General features: G+C 66.2%; 22 protein-coding genes, 2 tRNA genes and 1 pseudogene. 7 read left to right on the top strand and 18 right to left on the bottom strand.

Annotated elements, in window-relative coordinates:
• Window positions 1–56 precede the first annotated feature (56 nt).
• The 3 genes from AC27VE_RS28195 to AC27VE_RS28185 form a co-directional block, all read right to left on the bottom strand.
• Entirely contained in the window at window positions 57–1,445 is a 1,389-nt protein-coding gene (locus AC27VE_RS28195) for a GTPase/DUF3482 domain-containing protein (protein WP_427958374.1), read from the bottom strand.
• Window positions 1,438–2,880 (bottom strand): DUF2868 domain-containing protein, encoded by a 1,443-nt coding sequence (locus AC27VE_RS28190; RefSeq protein WP_488705589.1) that lies wholly within the window; start codon window positions 2,878–2,880, stop codon window positions 1,438–1,440. The genes AC27VE_RS28195 and AC27VE_RS28190 overlap by 8 nt, the downstream gene beginning before the upstream one ends.
• Before the next feature lie 104 nt (window positions 2,881–2,984).
• On the bottom strand, window positions 2,985–3,875 hold the full coding sequence (locus AC27VE_RS28185; protein ID WP_488705588.1) for a helix-turn-helix domain-containing protein: 891 nt from the start codon (window positions 3,873–3,875) through the stop codon (window positions 2,985–2,987).
• Between the two features lie 163 nt (window positions 3,876–4,038).
• Here AC27VE_RS28185 and AC27VE_RS28180 point away from each other — a divergent pair, with 163 nt between their 5' ends.
• A complete protein-coding gene (locus AC27VE_RS28180) occupies window positions 4,039–4,932 on the top strand; it encodes a DMT family transporter (protein WP_488705587.1) in 894 nt (297 codons plus the stop codon).
• Between the two features lie 16 nt (window positions 4,933–4,948).
• Here AC27VE_RS28180 and AC27VE_RS28175 read toward each other — a convergent pair whose 3' ends face one another.
• From AC27VE_RS28175 to AC27VE_RS28155, 5 genes are all read right to left on the bottom strand, one after another.
• Entirely contained in the window at window positions 4,949–6,145 is a 1,197-nt protein-coding gene (locus tag AC27VE_RS28175; RefSeq protein WP_488705586.1) for an aminotransferase class V-fold PLP-dependent enzyme, read from the bottom strand.
• Between the two features lie 12 nt (window positions 6,146–6,157).
• The gene (locus tag AC27VE_RS28170) at window positions 6,158–6,631 is read right to left on the bottom strand and encodes a RidA family protein (protein WP_006224510.1); all 474 of its coding nucleotides are present in this window, start codon (window positions 6,629–6,631) and stop codon (window positions 6,158–6,160) included.
• Between the two features lie 105 nt (window positions 6,632–6,736).
• Complete coding sequence (gcvA, locus tag AC27VE_RS28165) at window positions 6,737–7,651, bottom strand: transcriptional regulator GcvA (protein ID WP_488705585.1); 915 nt, start codon at window positions 7,649–7,651, stop codon at window positions 6,737–6,739.
• A gap of 160 nt (window positions 7,652–7,811) precedes the next feature.
• Window positions 7,812–7,887, bottom strand: a tRNA-Asn gene (locus tag AC27VE_RS28160).
• A gap of 66 nt (window positions 7,888–7,953) precedes the next feature.
• Window positions 7,954–8,754 carry an IclR family transcriptional regulator gene (locus tag AC27VE_RS28155; protein ID WP_488705584.1) on the bottom strand — a complete coding sequence of 267 codons (801 nt, stop codon included), beginning with the start codon at window positions 8,752–8,754 and terminating at the stop codon, window positions 7,954–7,956.
• Between the two features lie 160 nt (window positions 8,755–8,914).
• Here AC27VE_RS28155 and AC27VE_RS28150 point away from each other — a divergent pair, with 160 nt between their 5' ends.
• From AC27VE_RS28150 to AC27VE_RS28140, 3 genes are all read left to right on the top strand, one after another.
• A complete protein-coding gene (locus AC27VE_RS28150) occupies window positions 8,915–10,336 on the top strand; it encodes an amidase (RefSeq protein WP_488705583.1) in 1,422 nt (473 codons plus the stop codon).
• A gap of 30 nt (window positions 10,337–10,366) precedes the next feature.
• Window positions 10,367–11,332 (top strand): Bug family tripartite tricarboxylate transporter substrate binding protein, encoded by a 966-nt coding sequence (locus AC27VE_RS28145; protein WP_315134430.1) that lies wholly within the window; start codon window positions 10,367–10,369, stop codon window positions 11,330–11,332.
• Window positions 11,333–11,471: 139 nt separating this feature from the next.
• The gene (locus tag AC27VE_RS28140) at window positions 11,472–12,860 is read left to right on the top strand and encodes a GntP family permease (RefSeq protein WP_488705582.1); all 1,389 of its coding nucleotides are present in this window, start codon (window positions 11,472–11,474) and stop codon (window positions 12,858–12,860) included.
• Window positions 12,861–12,933: 73 nt separating this feature from the next.
• Here AC27VE_RS28140 and AC27VE_RS28135 read toward each other — a convergent pair.
• From AC27VE_RS28135 to petA, 6 genes are all read right to left on the bottom strand, one after another.
• Window positions 12,934–13,009 (bottom strand) — tRNA-Thr (locus AC27VE_RS28135).
• 256 nt (window positions 13,010–13,265) lie between these two features.
• Window positions 13,266–13,715: a ClpXP protease specificity-enhancing factor gene (locus AC27VE_RS28130; protein WP_006224516.1), complete on the bottom strand. Its 450-nt coding sequence runs from the start codon at window positions 13,713–13,715 to the stop codon at window positions 13,266–13,268.
• 12 nt (window positions 13,716–13,727) lie between these two features.
• Window positions 13,728–14,339 carry a glutathione S-transferase N-terminal domain-containing protein gene (locus tag AC27VE_RS28125; protein WP_006224517.1) on the bottom strand — a complete coding sequence of 204 codons (612 nt, stop codon included), beginning with the start codon at window positions 14,337–14,339 and terminating at the stop codon, window positions 13,728–13,730.
• Between the two features lie 152 nt (window positions 14,340–14,491).
• Complete coding sequence (locus tag AC27VE_RS28120; protein ID WP_006224518.1) at window positions 14,492–15,352, bottom strand: cytochrome c1; 861 nt, start codon at window positions 15,350–15,352, stop codon at window positions 14,492–14,494.
• Between the two features lie 24 nt (window positions 15,353–15,376).
• Window positions 15,377–16,765 carry a cytochrome b gene (locus AC27VE_RS28115; protein WP_006224519.1) on the bottom strand — a complete coding sequence of 463 codons (1,389 nt, stop codon included), beginning with the start codon at window positions 16,763–16,765 and terminating at the stop codon, window positions 15,377–15,379.
• Between the two features lie 74 nt (window positions 16,766–16,839).
• Window positions 16,840–17,481 carry a ubiquinol-cytochrome c reductase iron-sulfur subunit gene (petA, locus tag AC27VE_RS28110; protein WP_006224520.1) on the bottom strand — a complete coding sequence of 214 codons (642 nt, stop codon included), beginning with the start codon at window positions 17,479–17,481 and terminating at the stop codon, window positions 16,840–16,842.
• Window positions 17,482–17,621: 140 nt separating this feature from the next.
• On the opposite strand from petA, the gene mscL reads away from it, so the two are divergent.
• Window positions 17,622–18,071, top strand: coding sequence for a large conductance mechanosensitive channel protein MscL (mscL, locus tag AC27VE_RS28105; protein WP_006224521.1), 450 nt, complete (start codon window positions 17,622–17,624; stop codon window positions 18,069–18,071).
• Window positions 18,072–18,140: 69 nt separating this feature from the next.
• On the opposite strand, the gene AC27VE_RS28100 is transcribed toward mscL, so the two are convergent.
• A complete protein-coding gene (locus AC27VE_RS28100) occupies window positions 18,141–18,902 on the bottom strand; it encodes an aldolase (RefSeq protein WP_427958381.1) in 762 nt (253 codons plus the stop codon).
• A gap of 145 nt (window positions 18,903–19,047) precedes the next feature.
• Here AC27VE_RS28100 and AC27VE_RS28095 point away from each other — a divergent pair, with 145 nt between their 5' ends.
• Window positions 19,048–20,082: an AraC family transcriptional regulator gene (locus AC27VE_RS28095; protein WP_488705581.1), complete on the top strand. Its 1,035-nt coding sequence runs from the start codon at window positions 19,048–19,050 to the stop codon at window positions 20,080–20,082.
• Window positions 20,083–20,116: 34 nt separating this feature from the next.
• Here the strand turns inward: AC27VE_RS28095 and AC27VE_RS28090 are convergent, their stop codons facing one another.
• From AC27VE_RS28090 to AC27VE_RS28080, 3 genes are all read right to left on the bottom strand, one after another.
• Entirely contained in the window at window positions 20,117–21,448 is a 1,332-nt protein-coding gene (locus tag AC27VE_RS28090) for an MFS transporter (protein ID WP_006224524.1), read from the bottom strand.
• A 47-nt stretch (window positions 21,449–21,495) separates the two neighbouring features.
• Window positions 21,496–22,122, bottom strand: coding sequence for a glutathione S-transferase family protein (locus AC27VE_RS28085; RefSeq protein WP_488705580.1), 627 nt, complete (start codon window positions 22,120–22,122; stop codon window positions 21,496–21,498).
• A gap of 274 nt (window positions 22,123–22,396) precedes the next feature.
• Window positions 22,397–23,173: a Nif3-like dinuclear metal center hexameric protein gene (locus tag AC27VE_RS28080; RefSeq protein ID WP_280027248.1), complete on the bottom strand. Its 777-nt coding sequence runs from the start codon at window positions 23,171–23,173 to the stop codon at window positions 22,397–22,399.
• A gap of 20 nt (window positions 23,174–23,193) precedes the next feature.
• Here AC27VE_RS28080 and AC27VE_RS28075 point away from each other — a divergent pair.
• A pseudogene (locus tag AC27VE_RS28075) lies at window positions 23,194–23,283 on the top strand (2-alkenal reductase); the annotation flags it as partial.

Raw genomic sequence — 23,283 nt, 5'->3', positions numbered from 1 at the left:
TCCGCGCTTGCCGTCGGCCTTGAATGGTGCGTTCCACGCGGGGAACGGCGCGGTGGTCAGGCGTCCGGACGAGGCGTGGCGGCAAGGGTTTTCGCCAACTCGTGGACGATGCGCTTCCTGCGGTCGCTGTCTTCGTAATGCTTGCCCAGCGCCGACCATTCCGGGCGGCTGCGCGCTTCCTTCAGGCCGTCGGGCAAGGGCCCCTTCTGCCAGGCGGCGTCATCCGGAAGGGCTAGTTTCAATGGCTCGCGTGCGGCATGGCCGCGGCGTTCCAGCGCGTCGATCAATTGCCGCTGGCGCAGCGCCAGGAGGCGCAGCACGGCATCGTCCACGCTGATCTCGCGCCAGCCGCGCAGTTTGCCCGCCACGCGCTTGCCGAGTTTCTCCACCCCCTGCCACAGGCCGCCGGCGGCCGCGCCGATCAGCATGCCGGTGCCCAGGCTCAGGCCTGCGCTGAAGAGGTCCACCGCCGCGCCCGCCATTGCGCCGGCGGCCGCACCCATGCCGACCTGCACGCCCATGTCTTTGAGCGCCTGCGGATGAAACAGGTCCATGCCCCAGCGTTCGCCTTGCAGCGGCAGCGCATCATCCGAAAAATCAGACGGACGGAAGTTATAGAGCGCCAGCAAGGCGTTCACGCAGGTCTGTTCGCGTTGCCGGACCTGATCGCGCAACTGGTTCGATGCAGCGGCCAGCGCGGCCTCGTCGCTGGCGCTGGACACGTGCAGCGCCGCTACGTCGACCAGCAGATCGGCCAACAGTTCGTAGGCGGCGGCGTGGCGTTCGCGGCGTTGCGCGGACAGGCTGTCGGACAGCCGCGCTAACGCGCCGGCGTGCCGGTCAAGCAGCACGCCCAGTTTGGCGTACAACTGCTGTTCGCCATCGAGCGGCGGCGCGACCGTGTCGAATTCCACCACCGCATGCAGGCCCAGCCGGGCCATCGCGCCGCGCCACTCGTCGGCACGGTGGGCGGGCGCGTTCACGAAGTTCAGCACCGGCAGCAAGGGCCGGCCGCAGGCGGCCAGGATGGAGAGTTCGTCGCGGTGCTTGCCCAGCACAGGATCGCGCGCGTCAATCACGTAGAGCGCGGCGTCGCAGTCCAGCATCTTGGTCAGGACGCGGGCCTCTTGTTCGTAGCGGCCGTGCGCTTCGGGCGTGTCGAGGAAGCGGCGGATGCGCGCCGGGCCGTCCAGCCGTTCTTCGGGGCCATCCAGCCGCTCCAGGTATTCCAGCAAGGCGATGCTGTCTTCCATCCCGGGCGTGTCGAACCATTCGAGCACGGCGCGGCCTTCCAGGCGCAGCCGCGCGCCTTCGACGTGGCGTGTGGTGCCGGGGCTGTCGGCCACCTCGCCGAACGCGGTGTCGCGCGTGAGGGTGCGCAAGAGCGAGGTCTTGCCGGTGTTGGTGTGGCCCACCACCGCGATCTTGATGACGTCGTCAGCCATGGCCGGACTCCAGCCACGTCAGCGGGGCCGTAGGGGTTTGCAGGATGGCGTCGGCAGGCAGGCCCAGGGCCAGCAGCCGTTCGCGCCACAGCGCGGCGCGCGTGCCGGCGCCGGACTCATCCTCGGGCCCCGTGATGAGCCACACGCCGGTAGCCTGCGCGTGAGCGGACAGTTCGGCGATCAGGGACAGGGTGCCGCGGTCGGGCGTCTGGCGGGCGTCGCAGGCGATCAGCAGGCGCGAGGCCGCCGCCTGCGCAAGCGCGTCCAGCACGCGGTTGCGTTCTTCCCGCGTGTCCAGGTTGCCGGCCATCTGGATGCCCGTGGGCACGTCCGCGGGCGGCCAGGGCAGGTCGGCGGGCAGTTCCAGGCCCAGCAGCACAGCTTGCCCGCCGAGAGCGGCCAGCGATGGCGCGCGGACGCGGGGTTCGTGCAGCGGGTCCACGGGGCGGTCGATGCCGAGGGATTGCGCCGGCGGTTCCAGGCGGTCGCGCAGCGGTGAAAAGCCGGCCAGCATGGGGTCGATGCGTACCCGGCGCAGCGCGCGCAGCGTGGCGACCACGCAAAGCGCGCCCGCCAGCAGGCGCGGCAGGATGCCGTAGACCACCAGCACCCCGATCAGCCACAGCGACCACTGCACCTGCGCGTCGGCGGTCAGGGTCTGCGCGCCGTCGCTGGCGCGGATGACCGCGGCGTCCGGCATCGGGAAACCCAGGTGCGCGGGCAGCCAGCCGATGGCCTGCGTCAGCCCCACGAAGGTGTCGGGGGCCAGCAAGGTGGTGGCCCAGATGAAGCGGTAGCTGGCGGTGGACAGAACCGCCAGCAAGGTCGCCAGCGCGGCGCACAGGGCAGTCAGCCACAGCAGGTGGCTGATGGCGCCGAAGAGCCAGCGCAGCGCGCCTGCGCGCGCCAGCAGGTTCAGGAAGGCCTGCGGCACCAGGGCGCCGTCGGGGCCGCGCGCCAGCTTGCGGGTGGCCCAGAGCCAGAGGCGGCCCAGTCCGGTCATGGCCGACGCCCTGACGAGGAAGCTGGCCAGCCACACCAGGAAGGTCAGCGCGTGCAGGCCAAGCAAGGCGCCCAGCGCCCACAGCACGTTGACCGGCCGCGATCCGTCGCCCAGCGCGCCCAGCGCAACGCCGATGCCGGATATCAGGGCCAGCACGAACAGTACGGCCAGGATGCCGCGCGCGCTGCGGCGCCAGGCATCGACCAATGGGATCAGGTTTTCACGTTGCGCCAACAGGTCGGCGCGGGCCAGGATGCGCGAGGGCAGATCGGTGTCCAGCTGCCGCACGCGCCGCACGGCGTCGGCGTCGTCCAGCGGGCCCCAATGGGTTTCGCGCAGGCGGATGAGTTCGGCCAGCCAATGCGCGCGCAGCGGGCGCGGGGCGGCGGGGCCGGCCAGGAGATCGGAATCGCGAGAGGTCGTGGACGGCATCGCGTCGTGGGCAAGCGCGGTGGGACCGCGGTGTCAGGCCGCTAAGGGCGATGGGCCATTGTAGACCGCGTGGGTCGGGAAACGGGGCCGGACGGCGGCCGCCTTCAGTGCTGGCGGCGCGCGCTGCGGTACTGGCCGGGCGTGACGCCGATGGCGTCGCGGAACACCCGCGACAGGTGGCTGGCGTTGCCGAAGCCGCTGGCCTGCGCGATGCCGGCAAGGTCGCCCTTGCCGGCGGCCAGCAGGCTGCGGGCGAGCGCCAGGCGGCGCCCGCGCACCCACGCATGCGGCGGTTCGCCGAACGAGGTGTGGAACATGCGGGCGAAGTGGTAGGTCGACAGCGCGGCGACGCCCGCCAGCTGGTCCAGCGTCAGGGCTTCGTGCAGATGTGCGTCCACGTAATCCATGACGCGCCGGCGCACGGCGGGCGCCAGGCCGCCCCGGGCAGGCGGGGCGGACTTGCGAGCGACGCCCTGGTTCAGCAGGTGGTGCAGCACGGTTTCCGCTGCGCTGCTGGCCGCCAGCCGGTCCGCCGGCTGCGACCAGTCTGTGCCCAGCAACTGCCGGCACACGTCGATCAGAGAGTCGTCCTGGATGTAGGTGCGGTCGCGCAGTTCCAGGGTGCGGGGTTCGCAGTCCAGCCGCATGACGGCTTCGCGCGCCAGCCGTTCGGGCGCGATGTACAGGTGCAGGAAATGCACGGTGTCGTTCATGCACCAGCGCGAATAGTGTTCGGCGGGCAACACGCAGAATTTGCCGGCGCCGCCGTGCAGGGTGTCGTGGCCGACCCGGAACGACTTGTCGCCGCCATGCAGGTACAGCGACAGCGTGTGGTGACCCGGGGTGTCGTAGCCCAGTGTTTCGTTGGCGCTGCGGCCCCATTGCGAAATCGCCATGCCTTCGCCCAGCGCAGAGGCGCGTTCCAGCGTGGCGGTGGAGCGCGACAAGGTGCGAAAGACGGAGAAATCGGCCGGGGCCGAGGCGGTGGTGCCCATAGGAGTGAAATGCTACTGCGATCTCGCGCGCGCCGCGCGCGCGACCGTGCAAAAACCGCAAGAACCGGCAATCCGGGGCCGGCCGGGCGGCGCACACTCGCGGCAAGGCGGCTTGTGCTCTGGTTCGCCCGCTTCGTGTCCCCTATTTTCTGCCCATCGCATCGTGAATCTCTTCCTGTATTTCCTGACCGTCGTCATCTGGGGCACCACCTGGATCGCCATCAAGCTGCAACTTGGCGTGGTGGCCATTCCCGTGTCCATCTTCTACCGCTTCGCACTTGCTGGCCTGGTGCTGTTCGCCGCCCTGTTGCTGACCCGCAAACTGCAGAAGCTGGACCGGCGCGGCCATTGGCTCTGCGTGGGCCAGGGCCTTTGCCTGTTCTGCCTGAATTTCCTGTGCTTCTACACCGCCACGCAGTGGATTCCCAGCGGACTGGTATCGGTGGTGTTTTCTGCCGCGACGCTGTGGAACGCGCTGAACGCCCGGCTGTGGTTCGGCACCCGCATCGCGCCGCGTGTGATGCTGGCCGGCGTGTTCGGCTTTTCAGGCCTGGTGCTGTTGTTCTGGCCCGAGCTGGCCAGCCAGCAGGCCAGCCACGAAACGTTGCTGGGCCTGGGCTTCGCGCTGCTGGGCACGTTCTGCTTTTCCACCGGCAATATGCTGTCGTCGTTGCAGCAGCGCGCCGGCATCCGGCCGCTGACGGGCAATGCTTTCAGCATGGTCTACGGCGCGTCGATCCTGTTGGCGGGCTGCCTGGTGGCGGGCCTGCCGTTCCAGTTCGATTCGTCGCCGGCGTATGTGGGCGCCCTGCTCTATCTGGCGATTCCCGGATCGGTGATCGGCTTTACCGCTTACCTGACCTTGGTGGGTCGCATGGGGCCGGCCCGCGCCGCATATTGCACGGTGCTGTTCCCCGTCGTCGCGCTTACCGTGTCGACGGTGGCCGAGGGCTATCAATGGACCCCGTCGGCCTTTGCCGGCCTGGCGCTGGTGATGGTCGGCAACCTGCTCGTCTTCACGAAGTGGTCGCCCTTCACGCGCCGCGCGGCGGCCTAAGGCGGCAATGGCCGGGCTAGCGCGCCAGTTGCCGCAGCCCATCCAGCAAGCGGGCGACCTCGGTATCGCTCGTCAGATAGCTGACCGAGGCGCGCGCAATCTGCGTCAGGCCGCGCGCCTGCATGTCCAGCGGCGTGTAGGGCACGCCGTTGCTGCCGATGGTGATGCCCTGCGCCGCCAGGGCGCGCTGCACGGCCGCCGCTTCCTGGCCGGCCAGGTTGAAGGACACCAGGCCGGACAGCTCCCGGCCCTGATCCAGAACGGTGATGCCCGGGATGGCCGCGATCTCCGTTCTGAGCGATTGAGCTTTGGCATCGATGGTGGCGCGGATGGTCTCCAATCCGATGTCCAGCGCTTCCTGCAAGGCGTGGGCCAGGCCGCAGCGCAACGCCAGCGAGTTTTCGGCGGATTCCAGGCGGGCGGCATCGGCACGCAATTGCGGCTGGCCGTCCGCGCCCAGCGGGGCCGAATGGGTATCGACGAACGCAGGCGTGAGCTGGTCAAGGAAATCGCGCCGCACGTACAACAGGCCCGTGCCGCGGGGGCCGCGCAAGGCCTTGCGGCCGGCGCCGCTCAGCACGTCGCAGCCGATCTCCGCCACGTCGATGGGCAACTGGCCCACCGCTTGCGCGCCGTCCACGAAATACGGAATGCCGTGCTGGCGCGCCACGCGGCCGATGGCGGCCGCCGGATTGATCAGGCCGCCGTTGGCGGGCAGCCACGTCAACGCGATCAGGCGCACGCGGTCGTCCAGCATGGCGGCAAGCGCCTCCGGGTCCACGCAGCCGCTGTCATCCGAGGGGATGGCTTCCAGGACGGCGCCAGCGCGTTCTGCTCGTAGCCGCATTGCCGCCAGGTTGCCGCCCCATTCGTGACGGCCGACCAGGATGCGGTCGCCGGGACGCCATGGCGCCATCGCGGCGAAGGCCGCGCCCCAGCCCGGGGAATTGCCGGTGGTCAGCGCGATTTCGTCCGGCTGCGCATTAAGCAGCCGGGCCGCCAGCGTGCGGGCGCTTTCAGTCAGTGCGCGCGCGGCCACGCCGGCCTCCATCGGACCCTGCGCCGCTTCGCGCTGCAGATGCGCGTAGATCGCCTCCAGCGTGCCGGCAGACGGCAACGACGAGCCGGCGTGATTGAAGTGGATGCTGGTTTGCGTGCCCGGCGTGCAGGCGCGCAACGCGTCGATGGCGTCAGGGGTCAGAGGGGCTGGCATGGCGGCGGGCGATCAGGCGGGGGTCAAGGCGATGACGGCTTCGATTTCCACGGCGACGCCCTGGGGCAGAGAGGCCACGCCGACGGCGCTGCGCGCATGGCGGCCGGCGTCCCCGAACACGTCCACCATCAGGTCGGACGCGCCGTTGGCGATGGCGCTCTGGCGGTTGAAGTCAGGCGTGCTGGCCACGAAGACACCCAAGCGCACGACGCGCGCCACGCGGTCCAGGCGGTCGCCCGTCGCGGCGGCGATCTGCGACAGGATGCTCAGGCCCGACAGCTTTGCGGCTTCGACGCCGTCGGCGTCCGAGATCTGGTTGCCCAGCTGGCCCAGGTAGCGCGGCTTGCCGCCCTGGCGCGAGATCTGGCCCGAGATGGTGAGCAGGTTGCCCTCCAGGACGAACGGCACGTAGTTGGCGGCGGGCGCGGCGGCGGCTTCCAGGGTGTAGCCCAGTTCGGCCACGCGGCCTGAGATGGTGCGGGTCATGTCGATTCACCTGCAAAAGGGGTTAGCGAAAAAGCGCGAGCTTCGATGCTATCGGCCACTGCTGCGCGTGACCAATCAATTCTTGCCTTTTACACATGAGTAGAACTAATACGTGTCCACCGCCGCCTGTGCGGCCTGGACCAGCCAGTCATGCAGGGCCTTTGCCGGGGGCGTCAGGGCGGCACGGGGGGCGACGAACCACCAGCCGATGCGCGGATCCTCCAGCACCGTCTCCGGCAGCGCCTGGACCAGCGCGCCGCTGGCCAGGTGCGGGGCGATCAGCCGATGCCGGCCCATGGCCAGGCCTTGGCCGGCCAGCGCGGCTTCGACGACGATGTTGTAGTCGTGCAGGCGCACGGTCTGGGCGCGGCCCAGGTCCATGCCGAACCGTCGTGCCCACGCGTCCCATTCAAAGGGCTGCTTGGCATGCGAGGCAAGCAAAGGGTGTCGCAGCAGATCGTCCGGCGTGCGCGGGCGCTTGCGGCCGGCGATCAGGCTGGGCGCGCATACGACCGACAGCCGTTCGGCCATCAGCAGCCGCGCGGCCACGCCGGGCCAACCGCCGCGACCGTAGCGGATCGCCACGTCCACTTCGCCGCCCGCCACATCGGCCAGGCCAATGTCCGGCTGCAGTTGCAGGTCGATGTCCGGATGCGCAGCGGCGAACGCCGGCAGGCGCGGGGCCAGCCAGCGCGTGGCGAACGACGCCAGCAATCCAACCTTCAGCGTGGTGCGCGCGGCCGTCGGTGCGCGGATGGCATCGGTGCCCTGGCGCAGCAATTCAAAGGCGGCGTGCACGTGTTCGTAGTAGGCCTGGCCGGCAGGCGTGAGCGCCACCGCGCGCGTGCGCCGCTCGAACAGCGCCACGCCCAGCTCGCTTTCCAAGCGCTGGATGTGGTGGCTGATCGCGCTTTGCGTGACGAAGAGCTCTTGGGCGGCCAGCGAAAAGCTCAGGCGCCGCGCTGCGGCCTCGAAGGCGCGCAAAGAGACCAGGGCAGGCAGGGATCGCGTGGAACGCATGGGCAAGAGGCGGAAAGCATCAGGGCGGGATGCGCGTCATCCTACGCGTTGTGGACGGCAATGCAAAAAGCCCGCAAACAGGTTGCGGGCTTTTTTAAGGGTACTGCGGGTACTGCTTGTCCTGCGAGCCGTGCGGATGAAGATTGCGCGGCTGAATTCTTGGCTCCCCGAGCTGGGCTCGAACCAGCGACCTGCGGATTAACAGTCCGTCGCTCTACCGACTGAGCTATCGGGGAACAGGTAGAGGGGCCGAATTATGCACAAAAAATCGAAAGAATGCAAAACGGCCCGAAAAATTTGAATCAGGCGTCCTGGATTGCCTGCGCCGTCCGGAACAGCTGCGGCACGATATCGCTCAGCAAGCGGTCGGTGGGATAGTCGTGGCGCGGCGCTCTCACGCTGATCGCGGCCAGCGGCACGTCCCGTGCGTCGCGCACCAGCACCGCCGCGCCCACCTGGTTTTGCAGCACCTGGTCTTCAGTCAGTGCATAGCCGTCTTCGCGGGCCTGGCGGATCAACGCCAGCAAGGCGTCCGGGTCCACGACCGTGCGCGGCGTGAAAGCGCGTGGCGGCGCCCGCAGCAGCGCCTGCCGGATGGCGTCATCGTCTTGCGGGGTCAGCAGCATGCGTCCGCCGCTGTTGCACCAGGCGGGCATGCGGCGGCCCGGCAGCATTTCGGCCAGGGTCAATTGCCGGCTGGGCAGGCGCAGCAGATAGATCATGTCGGTGCCGGCCAGCACGCTCATGTGCACGGCCAGGCCGCAGCGGTCGCGCAGCGCCACCAGATGCGGCGCAGCCATGGACACCAGCCGGTCGCTGCGCAGGAAGAAGTAGCCCAGTTCCACGACGCGGGGCCCCAGCCGGTAACGGCGCGAGGCCGGATCCTTGATCAGGTAGCCCATGCGCTCCCAGGTGTGGATGAAGCGCTGCGCAGCGCTTTTTCCCAAGCCCGTGATCGAGGCGATATCGGTCAGGCCCAGCGAGTCCGAGGCGTCGCGGAACGCGTCCAGCACCCGCATGCCCTTCTCCAGCGATGCGACAAACAAGGGGTCGTCGCTGTCCACGGCGGCGGTATCGGCAACAGAGGGCGGGCGTGTCGTCATGGCGGGTCCGGGACGGGCGGCGAAAGGGAGCGGAGGTAGCGACAAGGAGGGCAGTGAAAGCGGGCAGCGCTAGTTTCCCCGAATTGTCCGGGGGCGGAATACCCACTATAAAGTTGATTATTCAATACTTTGTATCGCATAGCAATAAACCTAAGCTGCAATGACACAGACTTCCTCTTTATGCGACATGACCGCCGTGGCACTGCGCGCCGAGATCGCCGCCGGCCATCTCAGCGCCCGTGACGTGACGGCCGCGCACCTGGCGCGCATCGACGCCTGCAATGCCCAAGTGAATGCGGTGGTGACCGTGGATGCCGAAGGCGCGCTGGCGCGCGCCGCGCAGGCCGATGAACGCCAGGCGGCCGGCCACCCGCTGGGCCTCTTGCATGGGCTGCCCATCGTGCACAAGGATTCGTTCCTGACGGCCGGCCTGCGCACGACTTACGGTTCGCCGCTGTACCGCGACTTCGTGCCCGAGCGCGACAGCCTGATCGTCAGCCGCGAGCGCGCGGCGGGGGCGATTACCTTGGGCAAGACCAATCTGCCCGAGTTCGGCGCGGGCTCGCAGACGTTCAATCCGGTATTCGGCGCCACCCGCAATCCCTACGACCTGCGCCTGACCGCGGGCGGCAGCAGCGGGGGCGCCGCGGCCGCGCTGGCCGCGCGCATGGCGCCGTTGGCAGACGGCACCGACATGGGCGGGTCGCTACGCAATCCGGCCTCGTTCTGCAACGTGGTGGGCCTGCGGCCGTCGCCCGGTCGCGTCCCGCAATGGCCGACGGCCAACCCTTTCAACGCGTTGACCGTGGCGGGCCCGATGGCGCGCACGGTCGCCGACGTGGCGTTGTTGCTGGCCGCGACCGCCGGCGCAGACCCGCGCGACCCGCTGGCCATCGAACAGGACCCGGCACGCTTTCTCGACACCCTGGCGCGCGATTTCAATGGCGTGCGCATCGCCTATGCGCCGACCTGGGGCGGCCTGCCCGTCGAACGCGCGGTGCTGCAGGCGCTGGAACGCCAACTGCCTGTCTTCGCGGACCTTGGTGCGGTGGTGGAACCCGCCTGCCCGGACTTCACTGGCGCAGACGCCTCGTTCCAGGCCCTGCGCGGCCAGGCCTTCGCGGTGGGCTACGAAGCAGTGCTGCGCGACCACCGGCATGTGCTGAAAGACACGGTCATCTGGAACGTCGAACTGGGCCTGCAACAGCCGCCGTCTGCCGTCCTCCAGGCCGAGCGCGACCGCGCTGCCCTGTTCGCGCGCATGCAGGCCTTCATGCAGACCCATGAATTCCTGATCGGGCCTGTCAGTCAGGTGCTGCCGTTCCCGGTCGAGCAGGAAACCGTGAGCCGCATCGAAGACACGCCGATGCACAACTACATCGACTGGATGCGGTCGGGTTACTACCTGTCGTTGACCGGCCATCCGGCGGTCTCGGTGCCCTGCGGCTTCACCGATGCGGGCTTGCCCGTGGGCATCCAGATCGTCGGGCGCTATCGCCAGGAACACGCGCTGTTGCAGCTGGCGCACGCGTTCGAACAGGCTACGCAGTACTGGCGCCAGGCGCCTGTGCTGCCGCACTGATCACCACACCAACAACACAAGGGGAAACCAATGAACCAAACCGTCGCCCGCGCCCTCGCGCTGTGCGTCCTGGCCGCAACGCCGCTGATGGCCTCGGCACAGTCCTATCCCGACAAGCCGATCACCATGGTGGTGCCGTTCCCGCCGGGCGGATCCACCGATGTCATCGGCCGCCTCTTCGCCGTGAAGCTGGGCGCGCGCCTGGGCCAGACCGTCGTGATTGAAAACAAGCCCGGCGCCAACACCGGCATCGGCGCTGCCGCCGTCGCCCGCGCTGCGCCCGATGGCTATACCTTCATGATCACCGGCGCGCCGACGTTCACGTCGAACCCGCTGCTGTATCCGAACCTGAACTACGACCCGATCAAGAGCTACGAATACGTCGCGGTCGCCGGCAGCACGCCGTTCGTGATCCTGACGAATCCGCAGACCGGCATCGGCACGGTGGCGGACATCACCAGCAAGTCGGCCGCGCAGCCGCTCAGCTTCGGTTCGTTCGGCAACGGCTCCACGCCGCACATGGCGGGCGAGTCGCTGGCCCAGCGCACGGGGGCCAAGCTGCTGCACGTGCCCTACCGCGGCAGCGCACCGGCCATGACGGACCTGATCGGCAACCAGATCCCGCTGTCGATCGACACCCTGGTGGCGGGCCTGCCCCAAATCAAGGCGGGCAAGGTGCGTGCCGTGGCGTTGACGGGCCGCGCGCGCTCTTCCCTGGTGCCCGAGGTGCCCACCGTTGCCGAAGGCGGCGTGGCCGGCTACGACTTCGAAACCTGGTTCGGCGTGGTCATGCCCAAAGGCACGCCCGCGCCCATCGTCGCCCGCATGTCCAAGGAAATCGAAGCGGTGATGGCGGAACCGGATACCCGGGCCAAACTGCAGGAGCTGGGCTTTGACGCGACTTACCAGGACCCGGTCGCGTTCCGCCGCAAGGTCGAGACGGAACTGGAGCGCAACGCGGCGATCATCAAGGCCGCAGGGATCAAGCCCGACTGAGCGCTTGGGGATGGGCTGCGCGGGGCGCCCTGACGCTTCGCCGCCCGCCCGCCGCCCTGTGACCGGCGGGCGTAAAGCCGATCCCTTATGATGGCACCCAGAAGGTTCGCGACCTCTCTCGTCTTTTCTGGGTTCACACATGTCTTCGTTCGACATTCAATTGCTGCTCACCGCCCTGGTGAGCGTTTTGGTGCTGGTCGCACTGATTGTTTCGCGCATCCGCATGCATCCGCTGCTGGCGCTCCTGATCGTTTCCATCGGCGTCGGCTTCGCCACGGGCATGGAGCCGGTGGCCATCGTCAAGAACCTGACCGACGGCGCGGGCAAGACCCTGGGCGCGGTCGGCGTGGTGATCGCGCTGGGTGCCATGCTGGGCAAGATCCTGGCCGACTCCGGCACCACCGAGCGCCTGGCCAGCGCCATCCTGCGCCACACCTCGCCCCGGATGATCCCCTGGGCCATGACGCTGGTGGCGTTCGTCATCGGCATCCCCATGTTCTTTGAGGTCGGCCTGGTGGTGATGCTGCCGCTGATCTTCAGCGTGGCGCGCAAGCTGGAGGGCCAGCAGCGTTTCAAGGGGTCGGCGTATGTGTATGTCGGCGTGCCGGTGATTTCCGCCCTGGCGGCCATGCACGGCATGGTGCCCCCGCACCCGGGGCCGTTGACGGCGATCGCCACCTTGAAGACCACGGTCGGTCCGACCATGATCTACGGTTTCATCGCCGCGCTGCCGGCCATGATCTTCGGCGGTCCGCTGTATGGCGCGTTCATCGCCCCGCGCATGACGACCCGTCCGGACGAGGCGCTGCTGGACCAGTTCACCGCCACCCGCGAAGCGGCCGCCGGCAACGGCGCGCCCAGCGTGGGCCTGGGCATCCTTGCGGCCTTGCTGCCGGCGTTGCTGATGCTGGTGCACGCCGTGGCCGAGATGCTGCTGCCCAAGGGTTCAAGCGGCCTGCACGTGGCCGCCTTCCTGGGTAACCCGGTCGTCGCCATGCTGTTGGGCGTGTTGTTTGCCGCCGTCACGCTGGTCTTCATGCGTCGCGGCGACGCGGAAAAACTGCGCGAGGCGCTGGGTCAGAGCTTGAAGCCCATCGCCGGCATCATGCTGATCATCGCCGGCGGCGGCGCCTTCCAGCAGGTGCTGACCAGCGCCAAGGTTGGCGACGCCATTGTGCACCTGACGCACCAGTTCGCCTTCCCGCCCCTGATCCTGGGCTGGCTGATCGCCATGCTGCTGTCGGTGTCCACGGGTTCGGCCACGGTCGGCATCGTGGGCGCCGCGGGCCTGCTGGCGCCGTTGGCCGGCGCCGACCCCTCGTTGAACCTGCCCTTGCTGGCGCTGTCGATCGGTTGCGGTTCGTTGTTCTTCAACTATGCCAACCACGCCGGTTTCTGGATGGTGAAGGAATCCTTCGGCATGACGATGGGCGAAGCCACCAAGACGATTTCGGTGGTGCAATCGATCGTGTCGGTCGTGGGCCTGATCATGGTCCTCTTGTTCAACATGCTGCCCCCGCTGGGCTGAAGCCACGGGCCGCACACGGCTGTCGAAAAGCAAAAAGCCCAACCGGAAGGTTGGGCTTTTTGTTGGATGCGTTTGGTGCCGGTGAAAGGAATCGAACCCTCGACCTTCTCATTACAAGTGAGCTGCTCTACCAACTGAGCTACACCGGCTTGGCGTGCCAGGGCACGCGCAGGGACTGCATTGTAATGAAAAAACGCTGCCGCCGTGTGCGGGCCGACGCGTGCCGGAATACAGCCTTCCCCATGGCGGTGGTTCAGCGCCGCCGTGGTGGGGCGACGTGCGTAAACGCCGCGCAGCAAAACGCCCCGCGCGGGCAGGATGGGCATCCTGCCTGGCACGGAGCGCGGGAATCAGTCTGGCTTGCAGGGACATTGCGCCAGGCGCGCCGTCCCCGCATCGCGGCGGCTATTTGACGATAGTCAGGCGCGGACGCTTGGGTTCGTCGTCATCACCGCCGTCGTCGCCCGGCGTGGCCTCGGCATCGGTGCTTTCGGGCGCGGCGGTGTCCGCCACGCCTTGTGCACCGGCTGCCGGCGGTTCGTAGGGCTGCACTTCGAAGCCCATGCCGGCGCCGGTTTCGCGCGCGTAGATGGCGCTGACGGCGCCGACGGGAACGTAGACGTTTTCGGTCACGCCGCTGAAGCGGGCCTGGAATTCGATGAATTCATTGCCCAGCACCAGACGGTTGGTGGCCAGCGTGCCCACGTTCAGTGTGATCTGACCGTCACGTACATGCGCGACGGGCACCATGGTGTGCTCGTCGACCTGCACGGTGATGTACGGCGTGTAGCCGTTGTCAGTGCACCATTCGTGCAGTGCGCGGATCAGATACGGTTTGGTCGAAGTTTCACCCATCACACAACAGCCTTAACGACGCATCACTTTTTCCGAAGGCGTCAGCGCTTCGATGTAAGCCGGACGCGAGAAGATGCGTTCGGCGTACTTTTGCAGCGGAGCCGCGTTCTTGGGCAGTTCGATGCCGTAGTGGTCCAGGCGCCACAACAGCGGAGCCACGGCCACGTCCAGCATGGAGAACTCTTCGCCCAGCATGTACTTGTTCTTCAGCAGCATGGGGGCCAGCTGGGCCAGGCGGTCGCGGATGTTCTGGCGGGCATGGGCCAGCTTCTTCTCGTCCGGCTTGGCGCTGCGGTCTTCCAGCGTCGAGACGTGAACGAACAGTTCCTTCTCGAAGTTGTAGAGGAACAGGCGGGTGCGGGCGCGCATGACCGGGTCAGCGGGCATCAGCTGCGGGTGCGGGAAGCGCTCGTCGATGTACTCGTTGATGATGTTCGACTCGTACAGGACCAGGTCGCGCTCGACCAGAATGGGCACTTGACCGTACGGGTTCATCACCGAGATGTCTTCGGGCTTGTTGTACAGGTCGATGTCGCGGATCTCGAAATCCATACCCTTTTCGAACAACACGAAGCGGCAGCGTTGCGAAAACGGACACGTGGTTCCGGAATAGAGCACCATCATGGTGAAAGTCCTTTATGAAAAACGAAAGGCCAGCGCCTAAATCTAGCAGGCGCTGGCCCCGATTGCCAGGCGGGATAGGCGTACAGCCCTATCCGCCAATACCGTCCCTGTTTTTAAACGGGGACGGTTGTATGCCTGGCGGGGCGTTGCGGTTAGCGCACGTGCTTCCAGTACGAAGCGTTCAAGCGCCACGTAACCAGGAAGAACAACAGCAGGAACAACATGACACCGACGCCGATACGGACGCGTAACGTCTGGACGGGCTCGGCCATCCAGGACATGAACGCGGTCAGGTCTGCGACGTCGTTGTCGTATGTTGCGACTTGGGCCGGGTTGGCGGCCTTAAATTTGGCATCAAAGGTGGCATGGCCGCGGTAATCAGCTACCGGTTCGGCCTTGACCGTGGAAAAACCTTGAGCATCGTACACCGTCGTGACGCGTTCCCAGGTTTTGGGTGCGCCTTCCTTGGCATCCTTGACTTCCACTTCATGCATGGCCACGGTCGTCAGCTCGCGCGGACCTTGGAGCTCCCAGAGCGCGTGGGGCATGCCCACGGCCGGGAAAACCAGGTTGTTCCAGCCGGTGGCGCGTGACGAATCGCGGTAGAAGGTGCGCAGGTAGGTATAGATGTAGTCCGCGCCGGACGGGCCGGCGTTGACCGATTTGGCGCGGGCGATCACGGACAAGTCCGGGGGCGTCGTGCCAAACCACTTCTTGGCGTCCTTGGGCGTCATGGCGACAGTCATCATGTCGCCCACCTTTTCGCCGGTGAACAGCAGGCTTTCCTTGATTTGCTGGTCGGTCAGCCCGATGTCCTTCAACTTGTTGTAGCGCATCGACGATGCGCTATGACAGTTCAGGCAGTAGTTGACGAACAGCTTGGCGCCGTTTTGCAGCGACGCCATGTCGTTGACGCGGTACGGCGCCTTGTCCAGCGGGAACCCGCCTTCGGCGGCGAATGCGGCGGTACACGTGAGCATCAAGGCCACGGCACCAATCAGCTTCTTGATCATGGTTAATCCGTTATCTGGTGGGGCTCAGTGGGCGTGGAACGTAACGCGCTCAGGCACTTGCTTGAAGGTGCCAAGGCGGCTCCAGACCGGCATCAGGAAGAAGAATGCCAGGTACAGCAGCGTGCCGATTTGCGACGTGATGTTCAACGGCGGACTGGGCGGCTGCGTACCGATGTAGCCGAGCACCAGGAAGTTGACCATGAAGATGCCGTAGATCCACTTGTGCCACGTGGGGCGGTAGCGGATCGACTTGACCGGGGAATGGTCCAGCCACGGCAGGAAGAACAGGATGACGACCGTGCCGCCCATGGCGACCACGCCCCAGAACTTGGCGTCGATCACGCGCAGCAGCACGGCCACGACGATCAGGATGCCGGGGATGGCCACGCGCAGGATGCCCTTCAGGTTGCTCTTGACGAGCAACGCGATGGCGCCCAGCACCGATGCGCCTGCCAGCACCCACGTGAATTCGTCGGTGGTGGCGCGCAGCATCGAGTAGAACGGCGTGAAGTACCAGACCGGAGCGATGTGCGGAGGCGTCTTCAGCGAGTCAGCAGGGATGAAGTTGTTGAACTCGAGGAAGTACCCGCCCATTTCCGGCGCGAAGAACACGATGAACGCGAACACGAGCAGGAAGCCCGCCACGCCCATCAGGTCATGCACGGAGTAGAACGGGTGGAACGGGATGCCATCCTTGGGCCGGCCGTACTTGTCTTTCGGGCCCTGCTTGATCTCGATGCCGTCCGGGTTGTTCGAGCCGACTTCGTGCAGCGCCACCAGGTGAGCTGCCACCAGGCCGACCAGCACCAGCGGAATCGCGATGACGTGGAAGGCGAAGAAGCGGTTCAACGTGGCGTCCGACACGACGTAGTCGCCGCGGATCCAGATCGACAGTTCAGGGCCGATGAACGGAATGGCCGCGAACAGGTTCACGATCACCTGGGCGCCCCAATACGACATCTGGCCCCAGGGAAGCAGGTAGCCGAAGAAAGCTTCGGCCATCAGACAGAGGAAAATCGCCACACCGAAGATCCACACGAGTTCGCGCGGCTTGCGGTAGGAACCGTAAAGCAGCCCGCGCAGCATGTGCAGGTACACGACGACGAAGAACATCGACGCGCCGGTGGAGTGCATATAGCGCACCAGCCAGCCCCAAGGGACTTCGCGCATGATGTATTCGACGGACTGGAACGCGCGTTCGGCGTCCGGCTTGTAATGCATGACCAGGAAAATGCCGGTCACGATCTGCAGCACCAGGACCAATAAGGCCAGAGAGCCAAAGAAATACCAGAAGTTGAAATTCTTCGGTGCGTAGTACTCGGACAGATGGGCTTTCCAGGTGGAGGTCACCGGAAAGCGCCGGTCCAGCCAGCCCAACAGGCCTGTCGTCTCGACGGTTTTCTCGCCAGCCATGTAACGGCTCCTTCTCTAATACGTGGCGTATTTGTTTTACTTACGTAATTCGGGAAAAAAGCGCGACGCGAGCGTCAGGCCTTGTTGTCTTCATCAACGCCCACAATGATGCGGGTGTCGCTGAGATATTGGTAAGGCGGTACTTCGAGATTATCGGGAGCAGGCTTGTTCTTGTAGACCCGGCCAGCCAGGTCGAACGTGGAGCCGTGGCACGGACAGAGGAATCCGCCTTGCCAATTGGCGCCCATGCCGCCACCGCCGCCTGTTTCGAAGTGCGAGGTGGGCGAGCAGCCCAGATGGGTACAGATGCCGACACAGACGAAGATCTCGGGCTTGCGCGAGCGAGCTTCGTTTTCGGCGTATTTGGGAGTGAAGCCAGGCCGCTTGGAATCGGGATCGGCCAGTAGAGGGTCCAGCGCTTTCAGGGCGGCGAGCTGTTCGGGAGAACGGTGAATGATCCACACCGGCTTCCCACGCCATTCCACTGTCTTCATGGTGCCGACGGGTATATCGCCGATATCCACTTCTACAGGGGCCCCGGCCGCACGGGCCTTTTCAGAGGGAGAAAATGTGCTCACAAGCGGCAAAGCCGTTGCGACACCTGCTACGCCACCCACAGCACAGGCGGTGGTAACCCAGAAACGTCGCGAAGGATCAGGTGGCAGGTTGGGATCAACCGCACCGTCATCATCGTGCACCAGCGTATCCTGACTCATCTTCCTATCCTTGTTGATGCGCCCGCTCTACGAGTAGCATCATTTCTGCGGCATCGGGTTCGCGGGAATATGTAACAACATAGCAACCGCGTATTATAGCGCCAGCCCACTGACGGGCGTATTACGAAGGGAGTGCTTTTATGAGCAAAGCAACTGGTTTCGTCAAAGAATTCCGAGATTTCGCCGTAAAAGGCAATGCGGTCGACTTGGCGGTGGGTGTCATTATCGGTGCAGCGTTCGGCAGGATCGTCGATTCGCTCGTCAAAGACATCGTCATGCCTTTGGTCAACTTCATCCTTGGCGGCTCGGTCGATTTTTCGAACAAGTTCCTGGTGCTGTCCATGCCGGCCGGCTACAACGGCCCGATGACGTATGCCGACCTCACCAAAGCGGGCGCAAACGTGTTCGCGTGGGGTAATTTCGTCACCATCATCATCAACTTCGTGTTGCTGGCGTTCGTGATCTTCTGGATGGTCAAGGCCATCTACAAGGCCCGCACCAAGGCCGAGGAAGCGCCGGCCGCACCCGCCGCAACGCCGGAAGACGTGGCGCTGCTGCGCGAAATCCGCGACCTGCTCAAAAAGCCCTGATCTGTCTTTGCCGCAGGCCCGGGACCCGCCCACGCGCGGATCCCGGCCGCGGCTTGTTGCCCGCGTGCGCTATCGCGCGGCCATTTGCCGTTCGACGCGGCGCGCGAACATGGCGAAGCTCGCCCGCACGATGCTGGGCTTGAGCAGGAAGTCATGCGATTCGGCGGCCAGTGCATCATTCACCGGTTTTACCTCGCCGTAGGCGGCGGCTGCCTGCAACTGATTGCGGGCCGCGCGTTCAATCAGCACCGACAGGTACAGCGCCTCTTCCACGCAGGATCCCGCGGCCAGAAATCCATGGTTGGCCAGCAGGATGCAGCGCTTGTCGCCCAGCGCCGCTGAAATGATCTCGCCTTCCTGGTCGGCGATGGGCAGGCCCGGCCATTCCTTCAGGTGCGCGCAGTCGTTGTGAAACGGAGTCGCGTCCATGTGCGCGACGACCAGCGGCTGGCCCGTCATCGACAACGTCGACACATGCGGCGGGTGCGTGTGGATGATGCATTGCACGTCGGGGCGCTGGCGATAGACCCAGAAATGGAAGCGCACGGCGGGGTTGGGCGTGCCCGGGCCCTCGAGCACTTCCATGTCCTCGTTGATGCGGATGACCGAAGCCGGATCGATTTCGTCGAACGCCTGGGCCAAGGGCGTGGTCAGGAACGTGCCGTCTTCCTTGCGCACGGTGATCTGGCCTGCCAGGGTTTCCGAATGGCCTTCGCTGGCGAGAATGCGGCAGCTCAGCGCTACCTTTTCCTTCTCGCCCCAGTTTCCGAAGTCGAGCTTGTTCGCGGAGCGCGCAAAGAAGGCGTCGGCATGATCTTGTTTTTCCAGCATGGGGTCTCCTTGGGGATAATGGCTCAATTACACGCCCGCCAGCGCGGCCTGCAATTGACCGATCACGAACGCGGGTTGACTCAATGCGACAGGACGGCAGGCGTTTTTCGGCCGTTGTCGGCCGGCCCGACGGAGAATTCCGAGCATGCCCAGCGCCAGCCAGACCGTGAACGCACCCGCCCGGCCCGCCTGTTCCGAGGCGGATCTCAACTTTGCGCCCCAGTTCCGCCCCTTTTACGCGCAAGAGATCGCCGGCTATGAGCGCGAGCTGGACAAGCTCGTCCTGCCGGGCGAGTTCCGGGCGTTGACGGAGCAGCCCAGGCTGCAGTTGCAGGCCTGTCGACTGCGTGCGGGCGGATTGGTGGTCAGCCTGGAATCCACGCCGATCAGCGTGCACCATCGCGCGGAGCACGCGGCCGACCTGGACCACGCGGAGTTCCTGGCAAGCTTCGTGATCGCGGGGCATGGCGTCATCGTTCAGAACGAGGCGACCCTGCCGCTGGAGCCGGGGGACATCATCTTTCGCACGACCGCACTGCCCTCCGAGATCCGGATGTACACCGATTCGCGCATCGTGGTGGTGAAGGGGCCGCTTTCGCGCCTGCTGGGCGCGCACAGCCTGGCGATGTCGCAGTTCACCGCGCAGCGCGGCGTGGCCGGCTTGCCGATGGTGCAGACCGCCCATCGCTGCCTGCATCACGTATTTTTCGACAAGGCGGAATCCAATCCCACCTCGTCGCTCTTTGCCGAGCAGGCCCTGCTGGCGCTGCTGGCCTCGATCTACACCAGCCAGGCGTTGGAGAAGATACCGGGCGACGCGCGGGCGCCGGCGGACAACTGGCAGGTGCTGGCGAGCTACATCGATGCCCACATCACCGATCCGGACCTGTCGGTGCAGGCGGTGGCGGATGTGCTGCGCGTGACCACACGCTGGGTACACCGGCTGTTCAAGATGCGTTCGTTGCAATACACGAGTTATGTGCGCGAGCGTCGCCTGCAACTGGCCAGGGAGGCGCTGGAGGACCCGCGGCGCTCGCACGTCGAGGTCAAGGAGATCGCCGTCTCTTGCGGTTTCCAGCACGCCAGCCATTTCATCCGGCGCTTCCACGAGCGCTTCGGCATGTCTCCCGCCTTGTATCGCAAGACGGCCAGAAGTGGCAGCGGCGGCGGCGGCGCGTAGGTCGCGCCGCCCGCTGCGGGACGGCTTGGGCGCGTCAGCCGCGGCGCAGGTCCTGGGCCGTGGGTTTCATGAGGAATGCCGAGGTGCCGGCGACGATGCCCAGGAAGGCCAGATAGACGCCGACGGGAAGGATGCTGTCGAACTTCTGGACGAGCGTGGCCGAGATCAGCGGTGCCAGGCCGCCGCCGATGGCCGCCGAGAACTGGACCCCGATGGACAGTCCGGAATAGCGCAGCTCCGGGGGGAACTGGGCGCTGTAGAGGCTGGACTGGGGGGCGATCATGATCGCGTAGTTCAACGCCATGGCGACGAAGACGGCAAGGCTGTATGCCATGAGCGAACCGCTACCCACCGCCATGAAGATCGGAATGGCCATGAGCCCCAGCAACATGCCGCCCCAGCCGCAGACGCGGCGCGCGCCGATGCGGTCGGCCAGGACGCCGAACAGCGGGATGGTGAACATCAGCACGCCCGCGCCGTAGAGCAAGGCGTGCAGCGCGTCGGCGCGGCTGAAACCCAGCTTGGATACGGCGTAAGACACCGAGAACACCAGGAAGGTATAGATCAAGGTGACCTCGGCGATCTTGCAGCCGATGCACAGCAAGAGCGATTTGCCGTGCGCGCGCAGCAGTTCGCGCAGCGGCACCTTATTGGCGAGTGGTTGCCTGGCCTGCGCGCGCTCGCGCTTGACCTGCTCGAACTCGGGCGATTCATCGATGCCGTGGCGGATGAACAGGCCCACGACGATGAGCACGGCGCTGGCGAGGAACGGCAGGCGCCAGCCCCAGGACAGGAAGTCTGCTTCCGGCAGCCGCGTCACCAGCGCGAAGGAGCCCACCGACAACAGGATGCCCAGGGGCGCGCCCACCAGCGGCAGGCTGCCGAAGAACGCCTTCCACTTCGGCGGTGCGTGTTCGACTGCCATCAGCATGGCGCCACCCATCTCGCCGCCGAACGACAGGCCCTGGCCGATGCGCAGCACGACCAGCAGCACCGCCGCCGAGATGCCGATCTGTTCATACGTGGGCAGCAGCCCGATGAGCACGGTGCACAGGCCCATCAGCAACAGGCTCAGCGTCAACATGGATTTGCGGCCGACGCGGTCGCCGAAGTGGCCGAACAGGATGCCGCCGATGGGCCGCGCCAGCATGCCGCTGGCGAATGCGCCAAAGGCCGCCAGCGTGCCGGTCACCGGATCGAACTGCGGAAAGAAGATCTTGTTGAAAACCAGCGCCGCGGCGGTGCCGTAGGCGAGGAAGTCGAAGGCTTCCACGGCGGTGCCGATGACGGTCGCAACGGCGACCCGGAACAGGTTCGGTTTCTTGTGTGAGCGGGCAGCGGGCTGCACGGCCGGTATAGCGTCCATGGTTTTTCCTCTTGTCGTATTGGTTTTTTGTCGTGGCGTGCGGGGGCTCAGGGGCCTGGGGGCACGTATCCCGGCAACTGCCGTATGCGTTCGCGCCATGCTGCAAGGGCCGGATAGGCGGTGATGTCGATGGCGGCTTCCTCGGCCAGCGCCGCGTAGCCGTAGCAGGCGATGTCGGCCACGCTCGGTACGTCGCTGCCGGCCAGCCACCGGTGTTCCGCCAGGCGCTTGTCCATGCGGCAGAGGACTCGGTCGGTGCGGGCTTGCATGCCGGGGATGTCGAGCAGTGCTTCGTTCACGCCCAGGTGGTGCGCGGCTTCGGCGTTGCTGACTACGTGCGTCAAGCGCAGCGGCTGCAGGCTGTTGGCGATTTCGTTGGCGGATACCGATAGCCAGGCGTGCATGGCGCCGATGCTGGGCAGCGGCGCCAGCCATTCGGGGGCGTAGTGGTGCGCCAGGTGCAGCAGGATGGCGTGACTGTCCCAGATGGCGGTGCCGCCATCGGTCAGCGCGGGGACCTGCTGGAACGCGCTGATGCGCTCGAATTCCGCCGTCTGGTTCTTGCGGGCCAGCACGTCGACAAACGTGCGTTGGTAGGGTTTGCCGATGAGGTCTAGAAAGAGGCGGACCTTGTAGCAGTTGCCGGAGCGCGGGTGGTCGTAGAGGGTCAGCATTCAGTGGCTCCGTGTGAAGGAGGCCCGGCCGGGAAGGAGATCGGCTGCGGGCGGCTGCATGGAATGCTAGGGCTGGGGCTGCGGCCAGAATTGACAGGGAGAGAACCGCGATTGACCAGATGCGACGCACAGGCGTTGCATTGACCGCACCCTCTGGTTTTCCCGGAGCCGAGTGCGGCGGATTCAGGGGCTTGCGACGCCCATGTCGACGTTGGCGTCGTGAAATAAAAAAGCCCCCTTTCGGGGGCGGATGACGGGTCGTGCGCGGCGTTTGCTAGGCCGGGTTGTCGATGTCGACGAATTCCACCTTGATGCCGAAGTGCTCGGCGACCGCCTGCCCCAGCGCTTGCGCGCCAAAACGCTCGGTCGCGTGGTGGCCGGCGGCGATGAAGCCCACGCCGGTCTCGCGCGCCAGGTGCACGGTGGATTCCGAGACTTCGCCCGTGATGTAGGCGCTGACGCCCGCGTCTACGGCGTCGGCCAGCATGCCTTGCGCGCCGCCGGTACACCATGCCACGCGCGAGACGGGCTGGTCCGGATCGCCCACGACCAGCGGCTGCCGGCCCAGACGTTCGGCCACGCGCGCGCCCAGTTGGCCCAGCGTCTGCACGCCGGTGGCCTCGCCCAGCCAGACGAGGTTGTCCTGGCCACAGGTGCGGGCAGAGCCGTCGTCGCGGCGTTCCGGGGTCAGTCCCAGCACGCGGGCCAGCTGTGCGTTGTTGCCCAGCGTCGGGTGCGCATCCAGCGGCAGGTGATAGGCGTACAGGTTCAGGTCGTTCTTTAGGGCCAGCGCCATGCGCGTGCGGCGCGTGCCGATGATGCGGCGGTCTTCGTTGCGCCACATCCAGCCGTGATGCACCAGCACCGCGTCGGCCCCGCGTTCGACCGCCGTGCGCAACAGGGCTTCGCTGGCGGTGACACCGGTGATAATGTGTCCGACTTCAGATCGGCCTTCCACTTGCAAGCCGTTGGGGCAGTAGTCCTTGAAGCGCGCCGCTTGCAGGGTGTCGTCCAGCCAGCTGGCCAGCACGTGGGAGTCCACTTTTTTCATTGCTTGTCCTATCTAGAATCATGCGCCGATATTGGCTGATCTTCGCTCAGGCCGTCACGGTCTGCCTGGGTATTCTATTCGTGGTCACGACCCTGCGGCCTGACCTGCTG

The organism is Achromobacter sp. 18P8.1.1 (genome assembly GCF_057799415.1).
The sequence above is the reverse complement of the archived record's forward strand: the minus strand, read 5'-3'. Positions and strand labels throughout refer to the sequence as shown.